Annotated in this window: 12 protein-coding genes; 5 read left to right on the top strand and 7 right to left on the bottom strand. The window is 47.6% G+C overall.

Going from position 1 to position 10895, the window contains the following annotated elements:
• Window positions 1-48: 48 nt before the first annotated feature.
• Window positions 49-474 (bottom strand): DUF2787 domain-containing protein, encoded by a 426-nt coding sequence (locus AACR93_RS22080; protein ID WP_029303516.1) that lies wholly within the window; start codon window positions 472-474, stop codon window positions 49-51.
• Between the two features lie 38 nt (window positions 475-512).
• On the bottom strand, window positions 513-1073 hold the full coding sequence (locus tag AACR93_RS22075; protein WP_043851983.1) for a lecithin retinol acyltransferase family protein: 561 nt from the start codon (window positions 1071-1073) through the stop codon (window positions 513-515).
• Window positions 1074-1205: 132 nt separating this feature from the next.
• On the opposite strand from AACR93_RS22075, the gene AACR93_RS22070 reads away from it, so the two are divergent.
• On the top strand, window positions 1206-1529 hold the full coding sequence (locus tag AACR93_RS22070; protein WP_230581465.1) for a helix-turn-helix domain-containing protein: 324 nt from the start codon (window positions 1206-1208) through the stop codon (window positions 1527-1529).
• Between the two features lies 1 nt (window position 1530).
• Here the strand turns inward: AACR93_RS22070 and AACR93_RS22065 are convergent, their stop codons facing one another.
• From AACR93_RS22065 to AACR93_RS22050, 4 genes are all read right to left on the bottom strand, one after another.
• Window positions 1531-2469 carry a recombination directionality factor gene (locus AACR93_RS22065; protein ID WP_043851982.1) on the bottom strand — a complete coding sequence of 313 codons (939 nt, stop codon included), beginning with the start codon at window positions 2467-2469 and terminating at the stop codon, window positions 1531-1533.
• Entirely contained in the window at window positions 2466-3467 is a 1002-nt protein-coding gene (locus AACR93_RS22060; RefSeq protein ID WP_043851981.1) for a YqaJ viral recombinase family nuclease, read from the bottom strand. The genes AACR93_RS22065 and AACR93_RS22060 overlap by 4 nt, the downstream gene beginning before the upstream one ends.
• A gap of 95 nt (window positions 3468-3562) precedes the next feature.
• Window positions 3563-4516 (bottom strand): DUF932 domain-containing protein, encoded by a 954-nt coding sequence (locus AACR93_RS22055; protein ID WP_043851980.1) that lies wholly within the window; start codon window positions 4514-4516, stop codon window positions 3563-3565.
• A gap of 430 nt (window positions 4517-4946) precedes the next feature.
• Complete coding sequence (locus tag AACR93_RS22050) at window positions 4947-6977, bottom strand: hypothetical protein (protein WP_155292462.1); 2031 nt, start codon at window positions 6975-6977, stop codon at window positions 4947-4949.
• 97 nt (window positions 6978-7074) lie between these two features.
• Between AACR93_RS22050 and AACR93_RS22045 the strand changes: the two genes are divergently transcribed.
• The 4 genes from AACR93_RS22045 to AACR93_RS22030 all read left to right on the top strand — a co-directional run bounded on the left by AACR93_RS22045 (window position 7075) and on the right by AACR93_RS22030 (window position 10482).
• The gene (locus AACR93_RS22045; protein WP_082044177.1) at window positions 7075-7326 is read left to right on the top strand and encodes a helix-turn-helix transcriptional regulator; all 252 of its coding nucleotides are present in this window, start codon (window positions 7075-7077) and stop codon (window positions 7324-7326) included.
• Window positions 7304-8887 (top strand): YfjI family protein, encoded by a 1584-nt coding sequence (locus AACR93_RS22040; RefSeq protein WP_043851978.1) that lies wholly within the window; start codon window positions 7304-7306, stop codon window positions 8885-8887. Before AACR93_RS22045 ends, AACR93_RS22040 begins: the two co-directional genes overlap by 23 nt.
• A gap of 450 nt (window positions 8888-9337) precedes the next feature.
• A complete protein-coding gene (locus AACR93_RS22035; protein ID WP_197077982.1) occupies window positions 9338-10009 on the top strand; it encodes an inovirus Gp2 family protein in 672 nt (223 codons plus the stop codon).
• A gap of 71 nt (window positions 10010-10080) precedes the next feature.
• On the top strand, window positions 10081-10482 hold the full coding sequence (locus AACR93_RS22030) for an H-NS family histone-like protein (protein WP_043851977.1): 402 nt from the start codon (window positions 10081-10083) through the stop codon (window positions 10480-10482).
• Between the two features lie 241 nt (window positions 10483-10723).
• Here AACR93_RS22030 and AACR93_RS22025 read toward each other — a convergent pair.
• The coding region (locus tag AACR93_RS22025; RefSeq protein ID WP_156153044.1) for a transposase at window positions 10724-10895 on the bottom strand (172 nt) is incomplete at its 5' end.

The raw sequence follows: 10895 nt of genomic DNA, 5'->3' as shown, positions 1-10895 counted from the left end.
CTGGCGTGAGTAGTGGGAGAGAGCTAATTCTTGGGTCATCGTGACCTCCTAATCTCCTGCGACCGTGATGCTGAAGCATTCCAGCCGGCAGTAGGCGATGAAGTTGCGCTGCCAGATATCGAACAGCTCCCGCGCTTCGGCCAGTCGCAGTGGTCCCCAGCCCAACATGCTGTGCTCGCCGTCGAGGAAGTTGAAATCAAGCTCTTTACAAAGCTCCGCATCCTGGCCCAGCCCCTGATAGCTAAAGTCGGTAACGTAATCGAACAGCCAGTCGTCAAGGCCGCGCACCAGGCGTATTTCGACCGGGTGAACGCCACCTTGTTCGGCGCTGTAACCGGGGTTACGGAAGTTGAAGGTCAACTGAGTGCAGCGCCCCAGATCGAGATCGGTACGTTCGGCTTCTTGGCTGAGTAGAGCCAACAGAGCCTGACAAACGGGCAGGGCAAAGCCGTCCCGGTGAAAGGGAATCGTCATGGGTAGTGCTCCTTGTTGTGCGAGGGTAAGGCAGTGGCTCAGTCGGTGAGCCAGGACCAGAGGCGGCTTACTGCGTGAACGGCTAATGCGCCAGTTGCCAGGGGGACCCAGCTTGGCGATGTCGCGAGAGTGGTCAGGGTGATAGCTGAGGTGGCAAGCTTTATGCAGTCAGACGTTGTGCGCTCGCGGCTCAACACGGTCATAGCTGGGGGAATGATGGTGGTCTGCTGAGTACGGAGGGCTGCTTTCGCCACCGCCGTTGCTACCTGGCTAACCTGTGTCGAGTGGTGGATACCGTGGATGCACCACATCACGAAGTGTTCACAGTTACTGAACAACACATCGTACCGATGCTCGCCCAGCCGTGTACGGGCACGTTCGAGGCTCTCTGTTCGGTCATACCGCCTGACAGGGCAAAATTTGTACCAGACCGGCTTACCATCGGAAAACTCATCCAAAGAGGTCATCACGATTTCACCGGGTAGGCCGAGATTAGGCCCCTGATAGTGGATGACAAGGTCGCCCCCGACATAGAGGCCATGGTGGGTATAACCGAGGTGAGCGGTCACCAGATGATCGCCTGGGGTGAATCGAGACATGAAGTTAACTCCTTGTGGTCAGACATAAAAACGAAGCAGGGCACCTCGTGGGTGCCCTGTTATCAGTGTGGAAAAGTGACGATTCTATTTGTGTAACGTCAGGGTACGGGAATCCCAGGCCCAGGTGAGCTATTGGCTAAAAGCGTGGGCAAGGCGATCGGGCGGCAGCGCCAGCAGGCGGGATTGACCCAGGATCAGGTGGCAGAGCACCTTAATATCGGGATGGAAGCCGTCTCTCGGATGGAGCGCGGCATCGTGGTGCCGACCATTGCCCGGCTGGCTGAACTGGCTCAGTTGTTTGGCTGCGAGCTGGCCGATTTATTGCGCGAAACCAGCCCGCGCCCAACCGAGCAGGGTATCGTCTTGGGGCAGAAACTCGCCCGGCTGGACAGCGATGACCGGGCATTGCTGCTGGAGACGTTTGAGCGGTTGGTCGAGCGCCTGGCCAAATCCTGAGTTAGGGCGTACCGGGTGCCGGTGTGGCGTCCTTGCCTAGCTTGTTGGTTAACGGGGATGCCCGTGCTCGCGTTCCCCGTGGCTGGGCCACTGTTTGCGGTGCTGGTTCGGCAGTCGAATGTTCCCCTTCCTCCGCTTGGGGGTAAAATTCTTCCAGCAGCATCGGAACCTCTTCATCCACCTCCTCGAACTGACCATTGCGCAGAAGCGCCCGCGCCACGGTTTCCATCTCGCTAATCGTCAGTCCCGCCTCCTCATCCAGCATCGCTTCCTGCCGTGCCTGACCGACTGCCTCGGTCAGCGTCAGCTCGTCGCGCAGAGTCAGATCCACGTAGTAGACCGGGGTACGGTAGGACTGGGTGGTGCTCTTAGCCCTCAGCCGCAAGGTCAGCGGCAGGTAGCGGGTCAGGCCGCCACTCACCGCCTCGAAGTACTTGAGGCGTGCCGCCAGGGTTCGCACCGAGTTATAGCCAGTGGTACGAAAGATAAAGCTGCCGAGTTCATCCCCCTGTCCCTCCACAAACAGGTTGAGGCGTCCGTACAACTTGCAGCCCTGCTGCTGGCCGTAGGGACAGCGCTCCGGACCGGGGCAACTGACTTCCTCCATCCCTTGCGCCCCCACCCGTTTTGCCACCTCTCCATTGCCGACACAGAGCGGCCGTCCAGTCTGGCGGTCAAAGGCGCTGTACTCTGCCCGCAGGTTCAAATCGCTGTCATTGAACAGCACCCGCACCGGAATGGCGCGGATCTTGGCTTGCTCATGCCCTTGAGCGAACTGCTGATGCAAGGGATGGAGCAACCATCCCCCTTTCTGCTGTACCTGGGTGGTGAGGGTGAAACTGTCATCCTTCTCCGGCACCCATTTCCCATCTTTCTGTACCAGCCTGCCGATACAGATCCGCCCGATCACGGGCGGGGTAATCGCCAGTCCTTTGATCATGGTGTGTGTCTCCTGACAGCGTGAACTGCTTGAATGGTGAAACGGCGTGAGCCGGGCACCGGTTTGACGTAGTGGCTGAGTAGGTCGGGATGATCCTGCCCGAGCCGTTCCAAGTCCGGGGCCAGCCGATCCTTGCTGCGTTTCCAAGTGATCTTGCCATCGGCAAAGAGTCCTGCCGTAGCCGCTCCCAGCGTGGCCTGTAGCTGCTGCTTGATTTGTGATTCGCGTAGTTCCACTTCCTCTTTGTGTTCGCGCAGATGCAGCAACTCCCCGAACAGCTGATTGAACTCGGGCGAATCGGAGAGATCGACGGTCTCCCCATCATCACGAGGAAATAGCCAGGCCAGCGCCGAGCCAGCATCCTCGGAGCCATCGGGCTCGGGCTGTAGGCCACTGGTGACCTGATGCCAGAACTGCACTTCCCGTTCGGTGAGATCCCGGATCTTCTCCTCATCACGATCGATGCGATAAATCCGAAAATCCTGACCACCGATCAGCACCGCAACTTCCGCCCAGGCATGACCGGTGACGGCTAGCTGATGCAGTACCTGACACTGGTAGGCGACCGGTACGCCTTCCTCCCATTGCGGGGCACTGTGATAGCTGGCGGTCTTGATTTCGAGGATGCCGGGGCCGTCGGGGTGGCCCACCACCTCCCGGTCGAGATTGGCGAGCATGAAATGATGCTCGGGATGCTGGAGCACGGCATTGACCCGACGCACCCGATAACCAGTGCGCTTGGCGTAGACCTGTGCCAACACTGGCTCCAGCTCGATACCCCACAGTACAGCCTCTTTGTGGGAGATATCTTCCGGCTCCTTGCGACCGGTTTTCTCCAGCCATAGCGACAGCGGGCACTTATAGGGTGAGAGGCCCACCGCCACGGCGGCATCGGACGAGCCGATCCCCAGCTTGCGGATCGCCAGCCACTGTTCGCGAGGAAGGTCGGAGGTCGAGGCTAAACGGATGGCCTGACCGTATTTGGCTTTTGCTTTCATCGTGACTCCTTGTCAGCGGCATAAACGTCCCTACCCAGCCTGATGGCTGGGTAGGGGTCTATGACGGGTAAATAAAATGAATCGGTAGAGCGGGATTACTGCAGCAGAGTAAGGGCCTGATTGAGGGCCTGAGACTTTAGTTGAGCCCCCTGACCGAACCAGGCGGAATCGAGGCGATAGTCCTGACTGCGAGCACGACGGTGATGGTCCACATATTCGGTGACCGCATTGACCAAGCCCCAAGCGGTATTCTGGGAACTGGCTAACTCCGAGCCCATGCCTGCACCTTGATACAACTCATGGAGCTGTTGAACAGGGCGAGTAAGGATGATTTGATTATCTGCATCCAGCGGTTGGGCCAGCAAGTCGCTAAAGAAACGTAGCGCCTCTTCTGGGGCAACAGGACGGGCAGCCAATGCTTTGGTCTGGGTTTTGAATTCATCCCAATGAGCAAGTCCCAACCCTAATTCCTCTTTGACAATAGCCGGGTCAAATGTCGTCGAGTGAGAGACTTTGACTGCCCCAGTGCTATTACGCAACGCCATCTGCAGGGTGTTATTACAGACCACTCGCAATGAGGTAAATTGCGCCGTGGTGCAGAGCGTGCCGTCGCAGCTGGTTGCCAGCAGCAGATAGGACTTCACCAAGTCATTGCCTTTGAGTTTCAAGTCTTGGCCGGTACGGGCCAGCGCCCACAATTTACGGCCGCCCTTAAGTGAGCCAGCGGTTTCTAATTCAAAGCCGCCGATTTCCACTAAATCCTGATAGAAGTGCAGCACCTCATGGGGCTGTACCACGTTATAGCGTTGGGAGACGACCGACAGGGGTTCGAGCGTGTCGGATCGGTAAAGCACCTTGCTGTCTTTATAGGGGCGAATATGCAAGGCATCGGTAGCAACGTTAAACATCACATTGCTCTGCTCGATGGTCCAGTCCATTCCGGCAGCTTTAAGCCAGATCTCCAAGGATTGTCGTGGGGGTAAGATATTTCCGAGGCCGTGCCAGGGTGTTTGGCCAGTGTAGGCCATGGTATCGATGAGATGAGCCATATATCAATCTCCAATGAAAAAGGGGCTGGCAAAGCAGCTCCAGAGGTAGGTTCATAGAGAGAATATATATCTGAAATTTATTTGATTGAAGGTAATCGGAATGCAAGGTGACAGCACAGCACCATAAAATCAGACGGTGCTATATGAAAATGCCAGACGGCCGCCAGTAATGTTTTGGGGTTCATTTGCAGCTGATATTTTTGATATTCCAGATATTTTTGATATTCGTATCTGAAAGTATCTGGAGGGGCATGCTTGATGGGGTGCAGGAATCTTGATGACAAGGGGCTAAGAAGTAACCATTCACCAGAGTAGAAGTAGGTAGTGCGCTATTATATCGCCCGTGTACTAACCTACGCTAGGGTAACTTGCACCGACCAAAACAATAAAGTAACCACATATTCAAAGCATTCTTCGCAGTCTAGTTTTGTTAGGCAAAAGTGGCCTCATATGCCATAAACAATAATCCAACGATGTTGGATTTTTCACCCAACCTGATAATGTTTTTAACATTGTCACCAGGAACAGATAAATACGCTACGATACTTCTATAGTCTAGGAGGCAGATCGCGAGAGTCGTTCCTTTAAGACAGTGGATTAGGTTATCATTTAATTCCGCTCTAGTTACTATTTTGTTTCTAACTAAATCATTTGCAAAGCTTACAGGGTCGCTATCATCGAAATTGATCTTATCTAGCCCAATCAAAATTTTACCGCATATAAAATTAAGACGTTCAAGTGAATCGTGACAAATTAACTTGGAATCATAATTGACCTTATGAATATTCACGGTCCGAACACTCTGCTCTAAAGCACATGTACGTTGATTGTGAGGCGGGGTAGTATGTCGCGCGATGGTAAAATTATAACTATAGATAGCTCGTGCTATGTACAGATTGTACTTGCTGTATTCATTCACACTAAAAAACATAGAATATTTATAATACGTGTTTTTAGAAAGCCAGGAGTTTAAATGATTAGGTGTGAATACAGGAATGAGCATATCCCCCTGATAATTTAAGGTGTCATTAAGTTGTGGTAGTAATGATATGTTTTTTACAGTTGCTCTTCTTTGGTTGTGATTTAATCCTATTGCAAGTACACCCAATGCGTATTTATTTGACCCATACTTAAATAATTCCACTTCACTTAAGCTGTCTATTATGTCTAGAGCTTCTTCTGGTGAATCTTCTTTGATGTAATTGAGTATCAGCAGTAAAGGTGCATGCTGATAAAAATAACTATAATATTCATTGTCAATGTCATTTGCCAGTTCTACAATTGTAGAGAAGTGATTGACATCAAACACAATATAGTTTGTTTTGTCCGGAGTTGCGCTTTGGTTGTACTCAACCTTAATGTATCCATTATCATTTTTCAGGTGGCAAAAATAAGATACATGTGGAGGAAATACCATTTGTGATAGTAAATCCAACTGCGAATTTAATTGGTTTAAATCAACTTCTTCATTATGGAGGTTTATTGTAGGCGTTCCAAAAAGTAACGTAATACAATCAATGACATTCTCCAGTAACTTTATCCTCTTCTCATCCACTCGCAACGGTGGCGGCAATCCGAGTGATATCCCCTCTACTTCATAAATTGTATTGTAATCATATTCAAGAGCGGATTTTAAGGTGTATGTTAAGTGGTTCAGTATGGAGCAGGTACTGAGAGTGAGTTTGCTGTAGGTGTTGTAAAAATGACCGAACATGCCAGTTTTATTATCTATATCTTGCAGAATTATAACGGCAGTGTAAGCAGCAGCTATTGAATTCATGTTAAAGATAGAACTATCAAAGTTATTCTCAGAGAGTTGTAAATTACAATCTTTTATCTTTTCATTTAATGTTTTAGAGGTTTGATTGTCCTCATTGTTTAGTTCATTTAAAAAATCCAATAATTTTTGAATAAAAAACTCTGCCATTTCACGGTCAATTTGTTTATGTTCACAAAGTTTTGAAGTAAAGGAGCTATTAATATATTTACGCAAGTATTTTTTTGCTGTTAGCTTATTGAAACTCCCTTTTATCCCATCTGTTATTACCAAGTGTTCCAGTCTCAGAATTTTGTCAAGATGATAGTAGATAGACTCTTCAGTAGCTTTATCCTTAAAAATATAGAAATCAGCACATATCAATGGAATTAGTGCATTTTTAATATAAATTTCGTCTATGTCATCAATTGACCCTTTAACAATAATGTTTTTCCGGATCATTTTATTGCATAAACGTTCTAATATATCCATATGGTTTAATAGAATGGTAGGTGGCAAATTGCTACCATCGTGTAGGCGTTTTGTTATTTTTTTCAGTGTTTTTTGTAAATCATATTTTTCAGAATTTGATGGACGTTCACGGCGCAAACTTTCGCCGGTCTTCTTGGTTGGGCGGACCGGGCTACTAAACCCAAGGGCCTTTGCTATAGCGTCGAAAAAAATCATAAAGAAGTGTGTTGTCATGATTTACCCGTTGGGATCGTAGTTTTTCCCCCCTGACCTTACCCCAGAGGCCCGCCATAATGCGAGCTCATTCAATTAGACGTTAGAGGGATTTCACATGACACTAGAGACAATAGACCCCATCATCAGGATGGCTGAGCTTTCCAAGCTAATTAGTCTATCTAGATCAACTATTTACGACAAGCTGAACGCCAGGTCTTCCCGGCATGATCCCAGCTTTCCCAAGGCGATAAAACTTGGCAAGTCAGCGATCGGCTGGCGTCAGAGCGAGGTCAATCAATGGATCGCAACCAGGTCACAAAGTAGTCAAACAATGGAGGTCAAAAATGAATCAACACAGAGCCATTGAAACTGTCATTGAGCGGTTAGATCAGTGCCTTTGGGATCCACTGGATGTCGTCGCCTATAGAACAAAGGCCCCGAGATTTATGATCTTGACTCAAATGTTGTCTGTTATAGCTATCGCATCGCAGCAGTTGGTAGATATTAGCCCCAAAAGTGAGATGAAAATACCGGCATCACTTTACACTCTAATTCTAGCTGCTTCTGGCGAGAGAAAAAGCACGGTCGATAAGCTACTGATGAAACCAGTTCGTGAATTTGAAAAATGCTTAGCTGAGCAGGTAGATGCTGCACAGCAGAAATATCAGATCGAACTGGAATTGTGGAATATAAAGAAAAAAGTGTTAAGGAAGGAATTAGATGAGATGCATAAAAAAGGTGATGAGCAGCCCATTATAATAGAGGCATGGCACACTCATCATTCAAATATGCCTATAGCTCCGGTAGTTAAGAGGATTTTAGCTGAGGATATAACAGTCGCAAAACTGAAGTCGATGTTAGCTGAGAAGAATACGTCATTAGCTCTGGTGTCCGATGAAGCTGGGACACTACTGTCGAGTGACTTGATGAAAGATAATGCATTGTTTAACTCACTATGGTCAGGTCAAACTATACGTGTTGACAGAGCCAATGCCCCTGAAGTTCATATTGAAGGTGCTCGTTTGACTTTGAGCATGCAAATCCAGCCTGATATATATAGAACATTCAGAGATAGTAATGGTGATGCGATGAGAAGCTCTGGATTAGACGCTCGAATTCTACTGTGTGAGCCTGAGTCAGAGATTGGCTATCGTCAAGAAGATAGGGATGATAGCGCATCACTAGATGATAAAATTAAATTAGGTAGATTTAGCTCAAGGATTGATGCATTACTGCAAGAAGGGCTCGAGATGAGAGCACAAGGCAAGGAGCGTCATTGCCTGAATTTAACAGAAAGTGCTAAGAAAATTTGGAATGACAAGTTTAATGACATTGAATACGCAATGAGGCGTGGGGAATATTTGGAGCACTATAAAGATTTTGGTTCAAAGTTTATGGAGCAGGCGTCAAGAATTGCGGCGGCACTTCATGTGTTTAAAAACATAAACTACAGAGCCACGCTTGTGACTCATGAAACTATGCAGACTGCTATTGAACTAGCTGAAATATACTTACATCAAGCATTGATAATATTTAGATCGCCCGAGGCTAGGGAGTTCGTGGACGAGACACATGTTAATAAGCTACTGGAGTGGATTATTCATAACTGGAATAATGAGCTGTTTTTGAAAGGTGACATTAGACGAAGTGGCCCACATTGTGTTCGTAATTCGAATAAGCTAGAAGATGCAATAGAAGTTCTTATTGCTCGAGGAGATATCATTTGCTTTAAAAAGAAACAGTCAATCTATATTTCTTTATCTTGGAAGAAATACCCTAGGCTTGTTAGGCGCTCTTTAGTCCGCACCCGTGATAGAATTTATGTTAGCGAGCTAGTCGAATATCAAGGAAGACGCCATTCAGGAATACCATCAGTTGAACTTTTTGAGAGACCGTTGATTGACATGAGAAATAAGCTCCGACACTAATGGTTGCACCATACCCATACATTAAGGTTCAGTATTAACTGATTGCAGTACTCCGCTTAAGTAACTTAAGAGTGTTGTTATATAGGGCGGTATCATAACTGCATCTGAATTAGGAACCCTATGTCTATATTTTAGTATATATGTTCATTTGATTGAGGAGTGTATGGGTTTATTTAAATAAGCCATGATGCGGTATATGTATTATATATAGCAATACATATAGTAATACATACACTCTTATATACATCCATAGCCATGCACACTACTAACGTTCAGCAGCATACGCTATGCAATCTAACGATGAGAGGAGCATGAAGACTACATGCCTCTAAGCATGTACCACTATGGATAGCATCCAGAGCATGGTGTATTTACTTAAGCAAAAAGCACATCTATTTATTTAATTCAATAACTATACCTCCGTGTCTATTCACCAAGGTAGGGACTCCTATGTTGAATCACTTAAAAAATTCAGTATTGAAGATGAAAGCACTTACTAGATTATACACAGATAGTTACGGCCCTATGAATAGTAATTATTTAAGGCGTAGCTTAGATGTTGTGTCAGGTACCTTGGCTAGGTATCCTCGTGTTTATGCTCTACGTGTGGATCTGCGTTTTGCTAGTGAGTCGCCTGAAGATGATACGGATACGCTGACTTGTTTACAGCGTTCAGATTCATCAGTGATCACTCGCTTTATGGAGTCACTAAAAAGCCAATTACGTGCAGACCATTACCGTCAGAAACGGCGTGGTTTACCGTCATTACCAACCGTTATCTGGTGTCGGGAGCAGGACTCCTCAGCATCTCCCCATTACCACCTGATGCTGCTGTTTAACAAAGACATGTATGCCTTCCTGGGAGATTATCGGGATTATGATGCTAACAACATGGGAACTCGGATCCAGAAGGCGTGGTGCAGCGCGTTGGGCCTCCCATACCCTGATAATGCAACGCTGGTTAACTTCCCTGTAAATCCACAATACAGGTTTGACCGTAATTCAGCGCGAAACTTAGATGAAAATTTCAGTGCATTTTTATTTCGTATGGCTTATCTGAGTAAACAAAGAACGAAGGTTGCTGATGGACAACGCAACTTCGGTTGCAGTCAATTACGATAAGATGCTTGAGCACGTCAGTGCTCATTAGTATGCTATAAAACAATCCCAGCGTATTTAATTAAAGGATATCTATGAGTGAATTTCTGAAAGTACTGTTGAACATCCGCAGTCTACGTGCAGCAATGCGTGAATTGTCTCTGGAGCAAGTCAAAGAAGCCCACGAGAAGATTGAAGCGATTTATCTGGAGCGTTTAGAGCAGGCAGAAAAAGAGCAAGCAGCCAATGCAGAACGTCAGCAAAAGCTGGCTGAGTTCCAAGCGATGTTGGCTCAGGCTGGTATTGACCCGACTGAGTTGGTAGGCAGTGCCCCAGCAGCAGCGACTGCGGCTAAAGCTAAACGAGCACCTCGGCCCCCGAAATACCGTTATGTTGAAAATGGCGTAGAGAAAACCTGGACCGGTCAAGGCCGAACCCCCAAGTTCTTGGCTGAGCAACTCGAGCAAGGTCGTCAGCTGGATGAGTTCCTCATCTAAATAGACAAGGCCATGCCCTCACGGTGTGGCCTTCCTTTTTACGTGCTTCGTGGCTAATTAGTGCCAGCTCTCGTTGTAACGAACCAGGAATACTAGGGAAGGTGCGAATAAGCGGGGAAATTCTTCTCGGCTGACTCAGTCATTTCATTTTTTCAGTTTGAGCCGATCTTTTCTCCCGTAAATGCCTTGAATCAGCCTATTTAGACCGTTTCTTCGCCATTTAAGGCGTTATTCCCAGTTTTTAGTGAGATCTCTCCCACTGACGTATCATTTGGTCCGCCCGAAACAGGTTGGCCAGCGTGAATAACATCGCCAGTTGGTTATCGTTTTTCAGCAACCCCTTGTATCTGGCTTTCACGAAGCCGAACTGTCGCTTGATGATGCGAAACGGGTACTCCACCTTGGCCCGGATG

Origin of the sequence: Aeromonas sp. L_1B5_3, from assembly GCF_963866575.1 — a bacterium.
Classification (GTDB): Bacteria; Pseudomonadota; Gammaproteobacteria; order Enterobacterales; family Aeromonadaceae; genus Aeromonas; species Aeromonas jandaei.
This window is presented reverse-complemented; position numbering and strand designations above follow the sequence as displayed.